We start from the raw sequence: 17,679 nt of genomic DNA, 5'->3' as shown, positions 1-17,679 counted from the left end.
CTCCGGCCACGATCAGGCCGCGCCGAATCGGTTGAACAGCTGGTCGTCGCCGTTGGGCAGGATGCCCGGCACCAGCCAGTCCTTCAGCGCATAGACGTTGACCTCGTGGGTCAGCCAGATGAAGGCGGCGGACTCGTCGATCAGTTTCTGCGCCTCAATGTAGAGCCGGCCGCGTTCGGCCGCGTCGGTGATGGCGCCCGCCTTGGCGAACAGCGCGTCATAGTCCGGGTTGTTCCAGCGCTGCCAGTTCCAGCTGCCGATCTGGGCGGCGGTGAACCATTGCAGCTGGAAGGACGGGTCGGCCTTGCCGCCGAAGCGCTGGAGCGACAGCTCCAGGGTCTTGCCGGTCTCGCCGTTGCCGGCCGACCAATAGCTGCCGCCCTCCTGCACGTCGAGGTCCAGCGTGATCCCGACCTCGGCAAGCTGCGCCTGGATGATGATGCCGGCATTCTGGTAGGCCGGTTTGTTGAGCAGGGTCAGCCGGGTGCGCAGGCCGGAGACGCCGGCCTCGGCCAGCAGCTTCTTCGCCGCGGCGACATCGCGGGCACGGCGCGGCGCGTCCTTCCAATAGCCGAGCAGCCCCGGCGCCACCGGGGCATAGGCCCGGCCGACCGCGCCGTTGTAGGCGCCTTCGATCACCTGATCGACGTCGATGGCAAGACGGATCGCCTGACGGACGCGAAGGTCTGTGAAGGGCGCCTTCTCGACATTGATGCCGACCCACACGAAGTTGATCGAATCCTGCTTGAGGATCTTCGTACCCGGTATCTTGCCGACATCGGCGGCGTTCGCCGGCTCGATGGCGGTGAATTGCAGCTCGTCGGCGCGGAAGGCCAGCTCGGCTGTCTTGGAGTCGCGCACCGGGCGGAGGACGATCTCCTCGAAGCCGGGCTTCGGCCCCTGGAAGTCCGGGTTGGCGCGCAGGACGACACGCTCGTTGGGCCGCCATTCCGCCAGCCGGTAGGGCCCGGTGCCGATGACCTTCGTCGGCTGGTCGGCGCGGTAGGCCCCGGCCTCGAACGCCTTGCGCGAGATGATCAGGCCGGAATTGTCGGGCAGCACAACCTGCCACAGCGCCGGGGCCGGGGTCTTCAGCTTGATGCGGCCGGTGTGGGTGCCGGTGACCTCGACCTCCTCCAGCGCCGACAGATCCTTGCCATGCAGCGGAAGCTTGCCGTCGGGTCCGGGCTTGATCGCCCGTTCGAAGGAGAACTTCACGTCGTCGGCGGTCAGCTCGCCGAAACCGTCGTGGAATTGCAGACCGGGTTTCAACTCGAACTCGATGACGGTGTCCGACACCTGTTCGATGCGCTTGGCCGCTGACAGTTCCCATTCGAAGCTGCCGGGCTTGAAGGCGATCAGCCCCTGCAGGACGGCGCGCAGGATGTTGCCCTCCGGATAGCTCAGCCGATTCAGCGGATCGAAGGGCGGCTGCACGTCGCGCGGCAGCGCCAGCGTGATGCTTTTGCGGCCCGCTCCCGTCTCGGACTGGGCGAGAACCGGCAGCGAGAAGCCGGTGCCGGCGACACCGAGTGCCGCTCCGGCGGCCAGAAGCTGGCGCCTCGTCACATCGACCATGGTGGTGATCCTTCCTGTCTTGCCTGCGTCTTTGATTGTGCGTGCGTTTCGAATGGGAAAGGGTCAGGCCGGCGCGGGATAGCCGGCGGCCAGCGCCTCGGCGGCCCAGCGTTCGGTGACGGCGTAATCCGCCGGGTCGGTGACGGCGAATCCGGCCAGCGCCAGCGCCTCGCGCACCGCCGTCAGGGCGGGCGCCTCGCCGCTGGCCAGGAAGGCGGCGCGCAGGGCCTCCACCGTCTCGTCCGGAACCGACGGGCTGGCGACCAGCGGCGGCATCGGCGCCGGATCGGTGCTGGCGACGATGCGGATGCGCTTTCCAAGCTCGGGATCGTGGCGCAGCATCAGGTCGAGTGTGTAGCCGTCGAGCGGCGCCACATCCGCGCTACCGTCCAGCACGGCGTCGAGCACCCGCCTCGGCGTGATGCAGGGGCCGACCGTAGCGGCATAAAGCGTTTGGCGATCCGCCCTGCGGAAGCGCAGCAGATGGTGGCGCGGGGCATTGTAGCCGGAATGGGAATGGTCCACCGTGAAGGCCAGCCGCCCGTCGAAACTGTCCTCCAGCCGGTGGATGGCGGACTCCGCCCGGACCACGAAGTCGGTCCGGTACTCCACCCGCCCGCCATAGCGGGCCGCCGCCGGCACCGGGGCGGCGACGATGCGGTGCCGGGACCCGGCGCGCACGAAGGGCCAGCCGCACATGAAGGCGGCGCCGAGATCGTCACGGCTCCAAAGCTCCTCCATCGGAGCCGGAAATGGATGGTCGAGCACCAGGAGCGGCACGCCGGAGAACGCGGACACCCAATCGAACAAGGCCCGCCAGGCGGCGGCGGCCTCGGCGTTGGGCGCGTACATCCGTGCGTTGGCGGTCAGCGTCCGCCCTTCCCCGCTTTCACCCACGACCACCATATTTCACCAGAGATATGTGTTTTTCATATTTTACCCGATTAAATTGATAGACAAATAGCTCGTTAATCAATAGGAAAATTCCGATGAAACCACATGCATGAGATGGAAATGCGGCAGGATCCTCTGGCGCTCGGCGCCGGCCCATTGACGATCGAGGCGGTGGTGACGGTGGCGCGGCAGCGGCGGACTGTCGCCCTCAGCCCCCTGGTGGTGCCGCGCATCGCCGCGGCCCGTACGGTGGTCGAACGGCTGGCCGGGGCGGAGGTCCCGATCTATGGTCTGACCACCGGGCTGGGAGCAGGCGTCGACACCAGACTGATGGCTGGCGACCTCATCGCCTTCCAGCACCGGGCGGTTCCAGCCCGTGCCGTCGGGGTGGGGCCGCACCTGCCGACCGACATCCTGCGCGCGCTGATGCTGGTCCGCGCCGCCGGATATGCCGCAGGTGGAAGCGGGGCGTCGCCGGCGATGCTGCATGCGCTCGTCGCCGCGCTGAACGCCGGCTTTCATCCGCTGGTGCCGTCCAAGGGTTCCATCGGCGCCGACGACCTCGCCCCGCTCGCCCATCTCGGCCGCGCCCTGCTCGGCGACCCGGACGCTGAAGTTGAAGTTGGCGGTGAGATCCTGCCCGCCGACGCGGCCCTGGCCCGTGCCGGACTGACGCCAACAGTCCTCGGTCTCAAGGATGGCCACGCCGTCGTCGTCGCCAACGCGCTGTCGGTCGGCCGGGGCTGCCTCGTGCTGGAGGATGCCCGCGTGGCGCTGGACACCCTGGATGCGGCGGCGGCGCTGAGCTGCGAGGGGTTCCGGGCGCAGTTGGAGCCGCTCGACCCACGCGTCCAGCAGGCGCGGCCCGCCCCCGGACAGGCGGAGGCCGCGGCACGCCTGCGCCGCTTGCTCGCCGGCAGCGCCCTGGAAAAGCCGGGGGCCGCAAGGCGCCTTCAGGATCCGCTGAGCTTCCGCTGCCTTGCCCCGGTTCATGGCGCCGTCCGCGTGACGCTGGAAGCCGCACGCGAACCGGTCGCCATCGAACTGAACGCCGCCGCCGACAACCCGCTGGTGATCATCACCGAAGAGAGCGGGCAGGACCGGATGCTGCACAACGGCAATTTCGATATGACAGCCTTGGTTCTGCGTTTCGAGGCGCTGGGGCAGGCCCTGGCCCAGGCGGCGACCATGGCGGCCCACCGCACGATGAAACTGATGTCGCCCACGGTTTCCGACCTGCCGCGCTTCCTTTCCCCGCAAGGCCAGAGCCGCACAGGCTTCGCCACCGTCCAGAAGACGATCGCGGCTCTGGAGGCGGAAATCCGCCATCTCGCCTTGCCGGTCTCGCTCGGCGTCCTGCCGGTGGCCGACGGCATCGAGGACCATGCCTCGATGGCGCCCGCCGTCGTCGCCAAGACCGGCGAAATCGTCGAGCGCCTGCGCTGGCTGACCGCAATCGAGCTGGCGGCGGCGGCCCAGGCGGTGGATTTGCGCGGCCCCCTCACCCTCGGCACCGGCACTGGCGCGGTGCAGGCCTTCGTCCGCGGCCTTGTGGCGCCGCTGGACGAGGATCGCTCGCAGGGACCGGACTTCGAACGGCTGGCGCAGTCGATCGCCACCGGCGCATTGCAGCGGGCCGTTGCGGCGGCGGGCTGAGCGCCCGGCCGGGACGGGCTCAGAGAAGCAGACTCACGGGAAGGAGCCTCAGGGCAGGATCTCGGTGTGCGACAGCACGAGGAACAGCAGGGCGTCGCCGTCGCCGACATTCGTACAGGTATAGGGCACGTCGGCTTCGAAGAGGATGGTGTCGCCGGCGGCCAGCCGATGCAGACCCCCGGCGGCCCGAAGCTCCACCGCGCCCTCCGCGACGACCAGATGGGCGCCGATCCCCGGCGGATGCCCGGCGCCGGCCTCGCTGCCACCGGGATGCAGGCGGATCTCGAAGACCTCGGCGCCCCGTCCCTCCCCCGGCGGGGCCAGCAGCCGCGACTGAGCCAGCCCATCGGAGGAAACCAGCGTCCTGGTCTCGGACTGGCGCACCACCACCACCCCGCCCTGCTCGGTGAACCGGGTCAGCGAGGCCAGCGTGACATCCAGCGCACGGGCGATCTTCCACAGCACGGTGATGGTCGGCGCGCTGCGCCCAAGCTCAATCTGGCCCAGCATCGCCCGGCTGACCCCGGACAAGCGCGCCAGCCGTTCCAGCGACAGACCCTGGCGGGTACGCAAACGCCGCAGATGACGCCCCAGGATCGCAGGGATCGCATCCTCGGCGGATGGAGCATAGTCGTCGTTCGCCACGCTCACAGATCGTCCTCTCCGCTTGAACAGGCCCATGTGCAGAGGCCATAATTCCCACTTGCAGAAAAGAGAATATCTCCTTTTGCCTATTCATCAAGTAGATTTAACGCCGCATCCCGTTCGTCCGCGATCAAATCACAAAGTCAAACCGTTCATTCTGCCTGCGCTCATGTTCGGCGGCCAGCCGGTCGATCAGTTCGGCGGCGGCCGGTGCCGGTTCCGGCCGTCCGATGAGATAGCCCTGGATCAGGCTGCAACCGTTCGCCGCCAGCCAGGCATGCTGGGCCGGCGTCTCCACCCCCTCGGCGACCAGCGTCATCGACAGGCTGCGCGCCAGCCCGATGATCGCGCGGGCGACCGCCTGTCCACCGGCGTTGTCCAGTTCCGCCGCCGCCAGATTGCGGGTGAAGGACCCGTCCATCTTCAGCACGTCGAACGGCAGGCTGTTCAGATAGCTGAGGCTGGAATATCCGGTGCCGAAATCGTCCAGCGCCAGCCGCACCCCCAACCGCTTCAGCCCGGTCAGCACATGGCGGCTGTATTCCATATCCTCGATCAGCAACCCCTCGGTCACTTCCAGAACCAGCAGGGCGGGATCGATGCCGGTCGCCGCCAGCACCCTCCGCACATCCTCCAGCAGGGTGGGGTCGCGAAGCTGGCGAGGCGACACGTTGACCGCGATCTCCAAGGACGGCCCCCCGCCATCCGCCCATGTCCGGATCTGGCGGCAGGCGGTTTCCAGCACCCATCGCCCAATGTCCAGAATCAGACCGCTCGCCTCGCACAGGGGAATGAACGCCGATGGCGGAACGGGCGCAGCGGCGCCCGACGGCCGCCAGCGCAACAAAGCCTCGACCCCGACGGGACGGCCACCGGCCGCTTCGACCAGCGGCTGGTAGACGAGATGGAACTCGCCGCGCTCCAGCGCGCCGGCCAGCAATCCGCGCAGCCGGGTCCGCTCGGCCGCCGCCGCCATCATCGCCGGGTCGTACCGGCAGACCGCGCTGCCGCCACGCTCCTTGGCCCGGTACATGGCCATGTCGGCCATGCGCAGCAGATCGTCGATGGTATCGGCCTCCGCCGGATAGCGGACCGCGCCGATGCTGGCGGTCAGCCGATGCCGGCCGCTGGTGAGCGGAAACGGTTCGGCCAGTGCCCGGATCAGGGTATGCGAGGCATCGGTGAGGGTTCCGTCGCCATCCTCCTCGACGAGGATGGTGAACTCGTCGCCACCCAGCCGGGCGATCACCGCTCCGGACCCCAGCGCATCCCGCAACCGGCCGGCCACCGCGACGAGAAGCTCGTCGCCGACGGCATGGCCGAACTGGTCGTTGATCTCCTTGAAGCCATCGAAATCGAGCAGCATCACCGCCAGCCGGGATCCGTCCTGCCGCGCCGACGCGATGGCCATTTCCAGGCGTCGGCGGAACTCGACACGGTTGGAAAGGCCGGTCAAGGGATCGAAATGGGCCAGCCAGGCGATCCGGTCCTCCACCGCCTTGACCTGGGTGATGTCGCGGAACACCAGCACACCGCCGACCGACCGACCATCCTGCACCAGTGGGCGGGCATTCACCCGCAGCCAGACGCCGGCACCGATACCAGCACCGACGCCGTCCGTCTGCGGTCCGCCGGACATCGCCGGCGCCAGATACAGACTCTCCCGGTCCATCGTCTCGCCGCGGATCGCCCGGCCCATCGGCCAAAGGGCTTCCGGGCATGGGCTGACCCCGTCCGCCAGCCTCAGGCGGCTTCCGAAACGCGCATCGAAGGCGACGCCGCCCAACGGGCCGAAAACCGCCTCCGCCGCCGGATTGGCGGTTACGATGCGGCCGTCACAGCCGGCGACACACACACCCTCCGCCATATTGTCGAGGACGAGACGAAGGACCGGAGCCATTCCCTCATCTTCAGGTTGCGCCGTCGACGGAAGCGTCCGACGAAGGGACGAGTGCGGCATGGCAGTCACCATTTCCATGTCACATAAAAGAGAATTATTATCCACGGTGTGTATTGCTATAATAGTACATATTTTTAGTGTTTTTTATGGCCGTCCCATCGGCTGGATATGGGGCGCATCTCAAGTTTTGCCGAATTTTCACAAGTCTATGCAGGGCGGACAAACAGTCTCAAGAAAGCTGCTCACGCATTTTCCTAATAACTTATAGGAATAAGCTCGGGAAAAATCCCGTGATTGGATAGAGAAAACTTCGTCATCAGGGTTTGGCCTAATTGAGCGGAGGTCTGTCCGTTATAGCGGATCAATCGACTTGCCCTGTTTTACCGGTGCTTGAGAGCTAGGCGGAAGCTGTGCATGGTCGGCCTTGCCCCGATGCCGGGGATGCGGTGGCCACAGGCGGACCGCAGCCCGAGGCGAGGGCCCCGCCTTTCCGCCGGTCGGTCCGACCCATCCCCGCAACGGCGCCTCCACCCAGCCGCCACGGCCATCGCCGTCCCGTGCCGATGGAGCGCCCCCTCTTTGCCATCGCCCTTTCCAAGGAGCCGATTCCCATGTCCGAAGACACCGAGCTGCGCCGAACATTGAACGAGCAGGCGGCCCGCCAGCTCGCCAACGCCACGAAGACGCGGGCGCAATGGTCGGGCATCACGCCGCGCTGGCTGGTGTCCTTCCTGCCCTGGACCCCGGTCGAGGCCGGCATCTACCGCCTGAACCGCGTCATCGACCCGCAGGGCCAGGTGCGGACCGAGGTCGAATGCAGCCCGCGCAACGACGCCGATCTGCCGGAAACCTTCGTCCCCTATGACGAAAGCCCGCGCGAATATTCGCTGAACGCGGTGACGACGGTGCTGGATGTCCAGACCCGCGTGTCCGACCTCTACAGCCACCCGATCGACCAGATCCAGGAACAGCTCCGGCTGCTGATCGAGAAGGTGAAGGAGCGGCAGGAAAGCGAGCTGATCAACAACGCCGAATACGGCCTGCTCGCCAACGCCGCCCCTGGTCAGCGCATCAAGACCCGCAAGGGCCAGCCCACCCCCGACGACCTGGACGAGCTGATCGCCAAGGTTTGGAAGGAGCCGGCCTTCTTCCTCGCCCACCCGCGCGCCATCGCCGCCTTCGGCCGCGAATGCACCCGCCGCGGCGTGCCGCCGCCCACCGTCACCCTGCACGGCTCGCCCTTCCTGACCTGGCGCGGCCTGCCGCTGATCCCCAGCGACAAGCTGCATGTCACGCCGGATGGCCGCACCAACATCCTGCTGCTGCGCACCGGCGAGGCGAAGCAGGGCGTCATCGGCCTGTTCCAGCCCGGCGTTCCGGGCGAGGTGGCGCCGAGCCTGTCGGTCCGCTTCATGGGCATCAACCGCAAGGCCATCGCGTCTTACCTGATCTCGCTCTACTGCTCGGCCGCGATCCTGACCGAGGATGCCATCGGCGTGCTGGAGGATGTCAATGTCGGCCATTATTACGACTATGCCTGATCCCGCCGGCCTCCCCGCCGACACGCTCACCCTGCCGCCTTCACCGGCGGCAGGGGATGGCGATTTCGCGGGCTCGCCCGATGTCGGCCTGATCGCCCGGCTCGCCAACCAGTTCTTCCAGGCGCTGCCCAACGGCCTTCCAGCCGCAGCCCTGCCGGCGGCCATCGGCGCGCTTCCGCCGGCGGCCGCGGTTTCCGCCGTCCAGGCGCCGGGACCGGTTCCGGCCATTCCCTCCGCTCCGCCCGCCGCCCCCCCGTCCGGTCCATCGGCGAATCCGGCCTTCACCGCGGCCGCGGCTCCCGGACATCCGGTCTCCCCGGCTGGCGACGGTGGGCTTGGGTCGATCCTGCATTCGTTGGGCGGCGCGTTGTCCTTGGTGCCGCCGCTGGCCCCGTCCCTTGCCTCACCTCTACCGGCCGCCGCCCCCTCGACCCCGGTGGCCGGCGCACCCGCGCCGCCGTCGGGAAGCCCCTATTTCCTTGCGGGAAGCCGCACTGGCGCCACGGTGCCGGTCAGCCCCGCCGCCACTGGCGCGCCCGGCGTCTCCCCGCCCACGGTTCCCGCCGCCCCCGGCCATCTGGTCGATGTCGCAGGGCTGTCGGTCCAGCTGCGCGCCGATCAGGTCCCCGACCTGCCGTCGCCGGCGAGCCCCGCCTTCGACCCGCATGCCGCCCGGCGCGACTTCCCCATCCTGAACCAGACGGTCAACGGCAAGCCACTGATCTGGCTGGACAACGCCGCCACCACGCAGAAGCCGCAGGCGGTGATCGACCGTCTCGCCCGGTTCTACGCGGAGGAGAATTCCAACATCCACCGCGCCGCCCATGCGCTGGCGGCCCGCGCCACCGACGCCTATGAGGATGCACGCGAGAAGGTCCGCCGCTTCGTCGGCGCCGCCGACACTCGCGAGATCGTCTTCGTCCGCGGCGCCACCGAGGCGATCAATCTGGTCGCCAAGGCCTGGGGCCGCCAGTTCATCCGCGAGGGCGACGAGATCGTCGTCACCTGGCTGGAGCATCACGCCAACATCGTTCCCTGGCAGCAGCTCTGCGCCGAAACCGGCGCCCGGCTGCGCGTGGTGCCGGTGGACGACGACGGCCAGATCCGGATGGACGAGTATGCCCGCCTGCTCGGCCCGCGCACGAAGCTGGTGTCGCTGACGCTGGTGTCGAACGCGCTCGGCACCGTCACCCCGGCGGCGGAGATGGTGGCGATGGCGCGCGCCGCCGGCATTCGCACCCTGGTCGACGGGGCGCAGGCGGTGTCGCACATGCCGGTGAACGTCCAGGCGCTGGGCTGCGACTTCTTCGTGCTGTCGGGCCACAAGATGTTCGCCCCGACCGGCATCGGCGTGCTCTATGGCCGGCTCGACGTGCTGGAGGGCATGCAGCCCTGGCAGGGCGGCGGCAACATGATCGCCGACGTCACCTTCGAGAAGACCGTCTACCAACCGGCGCCGATGCGGTTCGAAGCGGGCACCGGCAACATCGCCGACGCGGTGGGATTGGGAGCGGCCATCGCCTATCTCGACCGGATCGGCATGCCGGCCATCGCCGCCTACGAGCATCATCTGCTCGACTACGCCACCGCCGGCCTGCTGACCGTGCCCGGTCTGCGGCTGATCGGCACCGCGCGGGAGAAGGCGGGCGTGCTGTCCTTCGTGCTGGACGGCTGCAAGACGGAGGACATCGGCCGCGCGCTCGACCGCGAGGGGATCGCCGTGCGTTCCGGCCATCACTGCGCCCAGCCTATCCTGCGCCGCTTCGGGGTGGAAAGCACGGTGCGCCCCTCGCTCGCCTTCTACAACACCTGCGAGGACATCGACGCGCTGACCGCCGCCCTCCACCGCATCCGGGCCGAACTGGTCCGGCGCGGACAACGGTCGTGAGGAAGACGCCCATGGGCCGCATCGTCACCCCGGCCTGCTTCGCCGCCGCGTCGCGGACCCCGGAACGGGCGGCGGACGACCGGGCCGAAGCCGTGCTGTGGACGAGGCTGCGGGAGGATGCCGAGACGGCGGCCGGCCGCGATCCGCTGCTGCGCAGCTTCATCCACATCGCCGTGCTGTCGCATGAAAGCTTCGGATCGGCCCTGGGCGGCCATCTCGCCCGCAAACTGGGCGACTGGTACATCTCGGCGGAGCGGCTGGCCGACCTCGCCGAGACCGCCTATGCGGAGGAACCGGCGATCGTCGCGGCGGCGGTCGCCGATCTCGGCGCCATCGTCACCCGCGACCCGGCAGCCGACGGCTGCCTGACGCCCTTTCTCTATTTCAAGGGCTTCCACGCTCTGCAATGGCACCGCGTCGCCCATTGGCTGTGGCGGCATGGGCGCACCGAACTCGCGCATTTCCTGCAAAGCCGGGTGTCGGAGGCCTTCGCAGTCGATATCCATCCCGCGGTGCCGTTCGGCTGCGGCGTGCTGATCGACCATGGCACCGGTGTCGTGATCGGTGAGACGGCGGAGGTCGGCCATGACGTATCGATCCTCCAGGGCGTCACCCTGGGGGGCACCGGCAAGGAACATGGCGACCGCCATCCCAAGGTGCGCGACGGCGTGCTGCTGGCCGCGGGCGCCAAGGTGCTGGGCAATATCGAGATCGGCCGGCATGCCAAGGTCGGCGCCGGCAGCGTGGTGCTGAAGCCGGTTCCGCCCGGCGCCACCGTGGCCGGGGTGCCGGCCAGGATCGTCGGCTGGACCAACTCGCCACAGGCCCCGGCGGAAGAGATGGACATGAGCCTGCCGGAGCCGGATTACACGATCTGAACCCCGCCAGGGGGAGTTGCGGAAGGTTCTGCTTCCATGCTGGACCTTCCCATCTTTCTTGTGGCCATATACAACATTATGAATTTGTTAATTATAATCGATAATGCCTATTTGACCTGTATGTTATTGCTGTCTATAACCCGCTTCATAAGTAGACATGACGGGGGCAGCAGAGGGTGATGAACTTGTTCCGACTGGCGGCCGCGGCCTCCCTTGCAGCCCTGATGAGCGGTGCGATCGCCGGTGCAGCCCAGGCCGACGCCACGCTCGACCGGATCAAGCAGCGCGGCAGCCTGGTCGCCGGCGTCATCCTGTCCGGCGCGCCCTTCGGCTATATCGACGCCAAGTCGCAGGAACAGAAGGGCTTCAACATCGATCTGGCCACCGAACTGGCCCGCGGGCTGGGGGTGAAGCTGGAAACCGTGACCGTCACCCCGCCCAACCGCGTCCAATTCCTGCAACAGGGCAAGGTCGACCTGCTGATCGCCAACATGTCCTGGACCGAGGAGCGGGCCGAAATGCTCGACTTCGTGCCGACCGCCTTCGAGCGCAGCGGCGGCATCGCGCTTGGCCGCAAGGGCACGCCGGTCAAGGACTGGCCGGACCTGAAGGGCAAAACCGTCTGCCTGTCGCAGGGCGCCAACTTCACCAAGCCGCTGGCCGAGGAGATCGGCGCCAAGATCAAGGGCTTCCCCAGCCAGCCGGATTCGCTGCTGGCATTGAAGGGCGGCCAGTGCGATGCCGCGGTCCATACCGGCGCCACCCTGCGCGTCATGCTGCTCGACCATCCTGAAGACTGGAAGGATTACGAAATCCTCACCCCGACCGACCTGCTGCCGTCGCTGAACGTCATCTGGGTGCGCAAGGGCGAGACGGACGCCCGCGAGGCGCTGGACGGCATCATGCGCCGTTTGCACGGATCCGGGTGGATCATCGACGCCGCCGAACGCAACCGGCTGGCGGTCACCCCCTATTTCCTCGAAACCCGCGACGCCAACAAGGGGCGCTGAGGCCGAAAGCACGGACCGGGAGAAACCCGCCATGGCCGACACGTTGCTGGCCCATATCACGCTGGCCCCTTTGACGTTGGATGGGGTCATCGCCTTCGCCAAGGGCTATGGCCTCAATTTCAGCTTCCTGAAAAGCGCCTATGAGCGCGACATGTGGCTGGAGGGCTTCCGCACCACGCTGGTGCTGATCGCCGTCACCATCCCGGTCAGCCTGGCGGGTGGAATCCTGCTCGCCGGCTGCCTGACCGCGAAGAGCAGGCTGCTGTCGCTGCCCGCCCGCCTGTTCGTCGAGCTGACGCGCAACACGCCGACGCTGGTCCAGCTGGTCTGCGCCTTCCTCGGGCTGAACATGCTGATCAGCGACGCTCTGGGCGGGGCCGGGCGCAATCCGTTCGGCGCCTTCTTCTGGGTGGTGACGGTGGTCGGCCTGCATGGCGCCGCCTATCACGCCGAAGCCCTGCGCGCCGGGATCGAGGCGGTGCCCGACACCATGCGCGAGGCCGCCCGCTCCCTCGGATTCGGCCGGCTGGAGATTTTGCGTTGGGTCGAGCTGCCAATGGCCCTGCGCATCGCCCTGCCGGCCATCTTCAACAATCTGGTCAACATCGTGAAGCTGACCACCGTCGCCTCGGCTGTCGCGGTCGGCGAGATCACCTATGCCTCGATCATGATCTGGACCCAGCGCGACATCGTGGTCGAACTGATGATCGTGCTGCTGCTGTTCTTCAGCGCCATCAACCTCGCCCTGTCGCAGGTCGGGTTCTGGCTGGAACGGCGGCTGCGCACCCCCGGCCTCGGCCCGGCCGGACTGGGGCTGTGACGATGACCGCCGTCAGAATCGCCGCCGCCACCCTCCCCGCGATCCCGTTTCCCCATCCGGTCGGGCGGCCGGTGGCGCTCTGCGTCGCCGTCGTCGCCGCCGCCTGGATCGCGCTGCGCCCGCAATCGGCGCTGGCCCTGCTGGACTGGAGCCCGCATCTGCTCCAGGGCTTCGCGATGAACGTCCTGATCAGCGCCAGCGCCATCGCGCTGGGCACGCTGATCGGACTGATCCTCGGCGTGCTGGAACTATCCAGCCTGCGGTTGCTGCGCCTGCCGGCCATCACCTATGTGCAGATCTTCCGCAACGCGCCGCATCTGGTGCTGATCTTCGCCACCACCTACGCCCTGCCCTTCGAGATCGCCATCGGCGGCTGGCATGTCCCCTTCCCCGACTGGCTGAAGGCGGTGGTCGGGCTTGCGGTGCCGGCCAGCGCCCACATCGCGGAGATCGCGCGCGGCGCCATCCAGTCGATCCCGGCCGCGCAATGGGAGGCCGCCGGCTCGCTCGGCTTCGGCCGGTTGCAGACCCTGCGCTGGATCATTCTGCCGCAAGGACTGCGCCGCAGCCTGCCGGCCTGGATGAATCTCTACGCTTCCATCGCGATGGGATCGGCGCTCGCCTCGCTGGTCGGGGTGGGGGAATTGCTGCATGCGGCGACCGACGCCAGCACCGCGGTGCGCAGGACCGACTTCACCATCGCCGTCTATCTGACGGTGCTGGTCGCCTTCTTCGCCTATTGCTACCCGATTTCCCGGCTGACCCAGCGGCTGGAACGCCGCTTCGCCGTCTAGCGAGTTTACCCGATGACCCTCCCCACCCCTTCCGATGCGCCACCGGACCGGCCGGTTCTGGTGTCGCTGCGCGACGTGCATCTGTCCTACGGATCGACCAGAGTGCTGAACGGCATCGACCTGGAGGTCCACAAGGGCGACGCCCTGTCGATCATCGGCCCGTCCGGGTCGGGAAAATCGACCATCCTGCGCTGCATCAACGGGCTGATCACCCCGCAGCGGGGCGAGATCACGGTGGCCGGCGCCGCCGTCCATCGGTTGCACCGCGAAGCCGAGCGGCTGGACCTGCGCAAGCGCATCGGCTTCGTCTTCCAGCAGTTCAACCTGTTCCCGCATCTGAACGTGCTGGAGAACATCGCCATCGCCCCGGTCCGCATCCTCGGCCGGCCGCGCCAGGAGGTGGAACGCGAGGCCCGCGCCCTGCTGGAGCGGGTGCGGCTGTCCGGCAAGGAGCGCGCCTTTCCCGGCGAATTGTCGGGCGGCCAGCAGCAGCGCGTCGCCATCGCCCGCGCGCTGGCCATGCGGCCGGAGCTGGTGCTGTTCGACGAGGTGACCTCCGCCCTCGACCCCGAGACGGTGGGAGAGGTGCTGGCGGTGATCCGCGATCTGATCCGCGACGGCATGACCTCCATCCTGGTCACCCACGAGATGCGCTTCGCCGAGGAGATCAGCGACGTCGTCGCCTTCACCGAAGGCGGCCGCATCGTTGAGCGCGGCCCGCCCGCCGCCATCTTCCGCGACAGCGCCAATCCCCGCATCCGCGCCTTCATCACCGGCCTGGGACAGGCCGCGCCGCAGGACGCCGCCGCCCCTTCGAGCCGGAACTGAGCCGACCATGAGCCAACCCATCACCACCGCCTCAGCCTCGCTGACCGTGCGTCTGGCCGACCGGATCGCCACATCGGATCCTCTGTCCTCCGCCGAGGCTGTCGCGGCCTCCCGGACCGGCCTGCTCGACTTCCTCGCTTGCGCCGTCGCCGGAGCCGATGATCCGGCGCTGGCGATCCTGCTCGACACGCTGCCGCCCGTCCCCGGCGACGCGGTGCTGATCGGGCGGGGCCGCCGCGCCGACGGCTTCACCGCCGCGCTGGCCAACGGCCATGCCGGCCACGCGTTGGATTTCGACGACGTCCATGCCAGCGTGCGCGGCCACCCCTCCACCGTCCTGCTGCCGGCGCTGCTCGCCGCGGCGCCCGGCAGCGAGGCCGACGCCAAGGAATTCCTCGCCGCCTACATCGTCGGGGTCGAAACGATGGCCCGGCTCGGGCTGGCGCTGGGCAGCCGCCATTACGAGATCGGCTTCCACGCCACGGCGACGCTCGGCACCATCGGCGCGGCGGCGGCTGTCGCCCGGCTGCGGCGGCTGGATGTTGGCCGCATCGCCGTGGCGCTCGGGCTCGCCGCGACGCAATCGGCGGGCCTGCGGCTCCAGTTCGGCAGCGACGCCAAGCCGCTGCACGCCGGTCTCGCCGCGCGGGCCGGGCTGACCGCCGCGTTGCTGGCCGAACGCGGCTTCGGCGGGGCCGCCGATTTCCTCGACGGGCCGGTCGGCTTCTTCTCCTGCTTCGCCGCCGGGGCCGAGCGGCCCGAGCGGGTGCTCGACGGTTGGGGAGCGCCCTGGCAGATCGTCAGCCCCGGCCTGATCCTGAAGGAATTCGCCTTCTGCACCGCCGCCCACTGCGCCGCCGAGGCCATCCTCGGCCTGATCGCCGATCATGACATCGACCCGCAGCGGATCTTGCGGGTGACCGCCACCTTCCCGCCCGGCGGCGACGCCGCCCTGGTGGTGCGGACGGCGGAGGACGGCATCACCGGACGCTTCAGCGTCGAATATGTGATCGCCACCGCGCTGCTGCGACGCGATCTCGGGCTGGCCCATTTCGGCGCCGTGCCGGTGCCCGACGATGTGCGGACCCTGGCGGCGCGGGTCGAGCGCCGCCATGACGAGACGGCGCCGCGCATGTCGAACGATCCCGCCACCCGCTTCACCGAAGTGACGATCCACCTCCACGATGGACACACCCTGTCACGACGGATCGACCACATCCGCGGCGTCCAGGATCCCGCCGCCAAATTCGCCGACGCCGCCAACGGCGCCGCGCATCTGGCCGGGGTGCCGGCGCTGACCGCGGCGATGGAAAGCCGGAGCGACCTGCTCGGCCTGCTGGAGTCGCTGGGCCGGGAAAGCCGGTCGCAGTGACCGACCTCCCGGCGACGCCGGGCAACAAGAGCAAGACAAGCAACAAAGAAAGCCGGGGAGCACGGGGACATCCCGCAACGCTCATCATCCAGAAAGACCGCGTCATGACCTTGCCGAAGCGCCAAATTCATCTGGGCCTGTTCCTTCAGGGGGCCGGTCATCATGTCGCCGGATGGCGCTATCCGGGGGCGGAGTCCGGGTCGGAGAATCTGCCGCACCTGCTGCGCATCGCCGCCATCGCCGAACGGGCGAAGTTCGACATGCTGTTCCTCGCCGACGGGCTGACCAGCGGCGCCGACGCCCACCCCTCGATGATCGCGCGGTTCGAGCCGCTCACCCTGCTCGCGGCGCTGGCGATGGCGACCAGCCGGATCGGGCTGGTGGCGACCGCCTCCACCACCTATGGCGAGCCGTTCCACCTCGCCCGCGCCTTCGCCTCGATCGACCATCTCAGCGGCGGGCGGGCCGGCTGGAACGTGGTGACGACCTCCTACGCGCGGACCGCGGCCAATTTCGGCGCGGTCCATCCCAACCATGACGAACGCTACGCCGTGGCTGAGGAGTTCGTCGATGTGGTCAAGGGGCTGTGGGACAGTTGGGACGACGGCGCCTTCCCCAAGGACAAGGAGCGCGGCCTCTATGCCGACCCCGCCAGGATGAATGTGCTGAACCATGCCGGGAAATATTTCTCGGTGAAGGGACCGCTGAACATTCCGCGCCCGCCGCAGGGCCATCCGGTGATCGTGCAGGCGGGCTCCTCCGACCCCGGCCAGGATCTCGCGGCCCGCACCGCCGACGTGGTGTTCACCGCCCAGGAGAATATCGAGGACGCCCGCCGCTTCTACGCCAGCCTGAAGGCGCGCGTGACCGCCCAGGGCCGCGATCCGGCCAGTCTGGCGATCATGCCCGGTTTCCTGCCGGTGCTCGGGCGCACCACGCAGGAGGCGCGCGACAAGCTGGCGACGCTGGAGGGCTGGACCGACCCGGCGCATGCCCTGCCCCTGCTCAACGAACGGCTGGGCACCGACGTGTCGGGTTACGACCTCGACGGGCCGTTGCCCGACCTGCCGCCCTCGGAGCAATTGCAAAGCCGCTCGCGCCTGCTGATCGGCCTGGCCCGGCGCGAGAACCTGACCATCCGCCAGCTCGCCCAGCATGTCGCCGCCGGGCGCGGCCATCGTCTGGTCTGCGGCACCCCGGTCGAGATCGCCGACGAGATGCAGCTGTGGTTCGAGACCGGGGCCGCCGACGGCTTCAACGTCATGCCGCCCTATTTCCCCGGCGGCCTGGAGGATTTCGCCGATCAGGTCGTGCCGATCCTGCGCGAGCGCGGGCTGTTCCGCGAGGAGTATGAGGGCACGACGTTGCGCGGCCATTTCGGCCTGGCCCGGCCGAAGAGCCGCTTCGCCACGGAACGCGTTTGAGGGTGATCCTTGCATCCCGCTGACACGGAGTCCGTCCCAGCGGTCCAACCAGGATTATCCGACGATCAGGGAAACGGGGACCAAGACATGGACCACCAGGCGGCGGAGAGGAAGCCGGGCGGAATGAGCTTCATCCCCGTTCCCCTCCGTCGCGGTGTGGATGCCGATGTGCGAACGCCGGACGCGGCAACCAATTCCGCCGAAAACATCGACCCACACGACGCGGACACTTGACCTCATCAGGTTTTCCTATTTTCCTATAGATAATACAATATTTATACATCGATATTCCGTTAAATTCCGGCACCCAATGGGAAACGTCACGGTCCCACCACCTGACAAGGAGTTCCTCCATGCGGGGTTTGAATGATCTCGACCGCTGCGGTGATGACGGAGCTCCGCCCCTCCGGCAAGCCGCGACCATTTCGCCGGCGGCGCAGGCCTGATCGGG

Annotated in this window: 14 protein-coding genes; 10 read left to right on the top strand and 4 right to left on the bottom strand. The window is 68.3% G+C overall.

Features of this window, described 5'->3' with window-relative positions; translation table 11 throughout:
- Positions 1 to 12: 12 nt before the first annotated feature.
- Positions 13 to 1,578, bottom strand: coding sequence for an ABC transporter substrate-binding protein (locus tag AZL_RS15940; RefSeq protein WP_012975528.1), 1,566 nt, complete (start codon positions 1,576 to 1,578; stop codon positions 13 to 15).
- A 63-nt stretch (positions 1,579 to 1,641) separates the two neighbouring features.
- A complete protein-coding gene (locus AZL_RS15935) occupies positions 1,642 to 2,484 on the bottom strand; it encodes a phosphate/phosphite/phosphonate ABC transporter substrate-binding protein (RefSeq protein WP_012975527.1) in 843 nt (280 codons plus the stop codon).
- Between the two features lie 102 nt (positions 2,485 to 2,586).
- Between AZL_RS15935 and hutH the strand changes: the two genes are divergently transcribed.
- Positions 2,587 to 4,128 (top strand): HAL/PAL/TAL family ammonia-lyase, encoded by a 1,542-nt coding sequence (gene hutH, locus AZL_RS15930; RefSeq protein ID WP_012975526.1) that lies wholly within the window; start codon positions 2,587 to 2,589, stop codon positions 4,126 to 4,128.
- Between the two features lie 48 nt (positions 4,129 to 4,176).
- On the opposite strand, the gene AZL_RS15925 is transcribed toward hutH, so the two are convergent.
- A complete protein-coding gene (locus AZL_RS15925; RefSeq protein ID WP_247894385.1) occupies positions 4,177 to 4,773 on the bottom strand; it encodes a helix-turn-helix domain-containing protein in 597 nt (198 codons plus the stop codon).
- Between the two features lie 130 nt (positions 4,774 to 4,903).
- Positions 4,904 to 6,673 (bottom strand): sensor domain-containing protein, encoded by a 1,770-nt coding sequence (locus tag AZL_RS15920; RefSeq protein WP_148219437.1) that lies wholly within the window; start codon positions 6,671 to 6,673, stop codon positions 4,904 to 4,906.
- Between the two features lie 611 nt (positions 6,674 to 7,284).
- Between AZL_RS15920 and AZL_RS15915 the strand changes: the two genes are divergently transcribed.
- The 9 genes from AZL_RS15915 (at position 7,285) to AZL_RS15875 (ending at position 17,228) form a co-directional block, all read left to right on the top strand.
- Positions 7,285 to 8,214, top strand: a complete 930-nt coding sequence (locus tag AZL_RS15915) for a family 2A encapsulin nanocompartment shell protein (RefSeq protein ID WP_012975523.1) — start codon at positions 7,285 to 7,287, stop codon at positions 8,212 to 8,214.
- Positions 8,186 to 10,102 carry a family 2A encapsulin nanocompartment cargo protein cysteine desulfurase gene (locus AZL_RS15910; RefSeq protein ID WP_247894384.1) on the top strand — a complete coding sequence of 639 codons (1,917 nt, stop codon included), beginning with the start codon at positions 8,186 to 8,188 and terminating at the stop codon, positions 10,100 to 10,102. The genes AZL_RS15915 and AZL_RS15910 overlap by 29 nt, the downstream gene beginning before the upstream one ends.
- 11 nt (positions 10,103 to 10,113) lie before the next feature.
- Positions 10,114 to 10,980, top strand: coding sequence for a serine O-acetyltransferase (gene cysE, locus AZL_RS15905; RefSeq protein WP_086935415.1), 867 nt, complete (start codon positions 10,114 to 10,116; stop codon positions 10,978 to 10,980).
- Positions 10,981 to 11,159: 179 nt separating this feature from the next.
- The gene (locus tag AZL_RS15900) at positions 11,160 to 11,990 is read left to right on the top strand and encodes a transporter substrate-binding domain-containing protein (protein ID WP_042444043.1); all 831 of its coding nucleotides are present in this window, start codon (positions 11,160 to 11,162) and stop codon (positions 11,988 to 11,990) included.
- A 31-nt stretch (positions 11,991 to 12,021) separates the two neighbouring features.
- The gene (locus tag AZL_RS15895) at positions 12,022 to 12,810 is read left to right on the top strand and encodes an amino acid ABC transporter permease (protein WP_012975519.1); all 789 of its coding nucleotides are present in this window, start codon (positions 12,022 to 12,024) and stop codon (positions 12,808 to 12,810) included.
- Between the two features lie 2 nt (positions 12,811 to 12,812).
- A complete protein-coding gene (locus AZL_RS15890; RefSeq protein WP_012975518.1) occupies positions 12,813 to 13,604 on the top strand; it encodes an amino acid ABC transporter permease in 792 nt (263 codons plus the stop codon).
- 12 nt (positions 13,605 to 13,616) lie between these two features.
- Positions 13,617 to 14,432, top strand: a complete 816-nt coding sequence (locus AZL_RS15885; RefSeq protein ID WP_012975517.1) for an amino acid ABC transporter ATP-binding protein — start codon at positions 13,617 to 13,619, stop codon at positions 14,430 to 14,432.
- A 7-nt stretch (positions 14,433 to 14,439) separates the two neighbouring features.
- Positions 14,440 to 15,804, top strand: a complete 1,365-nt coding sequence (locus tag AZL_RS15880; RefSeq protein ID WP_012975516.1) for an MmgE/PrpD family protein — start codon at positions 14,440 to 14,442, stop codon at positions 15,802 to 15,804.
- Positions 15,805 to 15,908: 104 nt separating this feature from the next.
- The gene (locus AZL_RS15875; RefSeq protein ID WP_012975515.1) at positions 15,909 to 17,228 is read left to right on the top strand and encodes an LLM class flavin-dependent oxidoreductase; all 1,320 of its coding nucleotides are present in this window, start codon (positions 15,909 to 15,911) and stop codon (positions 17,226 to 17,228) included.
- The last annotated feature ends 451 nt before the right edge of the window (positions 17,229 to 17,679 follow it).

The sequence above is a fragment of the Azospirillum sp. B510 genome (assembly GCF_000010725.1).
Taxonomy (GTDB): domain Bacteria; phylum Pseudomonadota; class Alphaproteobacteria; order Azospirillales; family Azospirillaceae; genus Azospirillum; species Azospirillum lipoferum_B.
Note: the sequence above shows the minus strand (reverse complement) of the source record. Positions and strands in the feature narration are given on the sequence as shown.

What these genes read in the sequence shown, in the direction of transcription:
- AZL_RS15880 (WP_012975516.1), top strand. Translation starts at nt 14,440, where the DNA reads ATGAGCCAACCCATCACCACCGCCTCAGCCTCGCTGACCGTGCGTCTG.
- AZL_RS15885 (WP_012975517.1), top strand. Translation starts at nt 13,617, where the DNA reads ATGACCCTCCCCACCCCTTCCGATGCGCCACCGGACCGGCCGGTTCTG.
- AZL_RS15940 (WP_012975528.1), bottom strand. Translation starts at nt 1,578, where the DNA reads ATGGTCGATGTGACGAGGCGCCAGCTTCTGGCCGCCGGAGCGGCACTC.
- AZL_RS15915 (WP_012975523.1), top strand. Translation starts at nt 7,285, where the DNA reads ATGTCCGAAGACACCGAGCTGCGCCGAACATTGAACGAGCAGGCGGCC.
- AZL_RS15890 (WP_012975518.1), top strand. Translation starts at nt 12,813, where the DNA reads ATGACCGCCGTCAGAATCGCCGCCGCCACCCTCCCCGCGATCCCGTTT.
- hutH (WP_012975526.1), top strand. Translation starts at nt 2,587, where the DNA reads ATGGAAATGCGGCAGGATCCTCTGGCGCTCGGCGCCGGCCCATTGACG.
- AZL_RS15935 (WP_012975527.1), bottom strand. Translation starts at nt 2,484, where the DNA reads ATGGTGGTCGTGGGTGAAAGCGGGGAAGGGCGGACGCTGACCGCCAAC.
- AZL_RS15910 (WP_247894384.1), top strand. Translation starts at nt 8,186, where the DNA reads ATGTCGGCCATTATTACGACTATGCCTGATCCCGCCGGCCTCCCCGCC.
- cysE (WP_086935415.1), top strand. Translation starts at nt 10,114, where the DNA reads ATGGGCCGCATCGTCACCCCGGCCTGCTTCGCCGCCGCGTCGCGGACC.
- AZL_RS15895 (WP_012975519.1), top strand. Translation starts at nt 12,022, where the DNA reads ATGGCCGACACGTTGCTGGCCCATATCACGCTGGCCCCTTTGACGTTG.
- AZL_RS15900 (WP_042444043.1), top strand. Translation starts at nt 11,160, where the DNA reads ATGAACTTGTTCCGACTGGCGGCCGCGGCCTCCCTTGCAGCCCTGATG.
- AZL_RS15875 (WP_012975515.1), top strand. Translation starts at nt 15,909, where the DNA reads ATGACCTTGCCGAAGCGCCAAATTCATCTGGGCCTGTTCCTTCAGGGG.
- AZL_RS15920 (WP_148219437.1), bottom strand. Translation starts at nt 6,673, where the DNA reads ATGGCTCCGGTCCTTCGTCTCGTCCTCGACAATATGGCGGAGGGTGTG.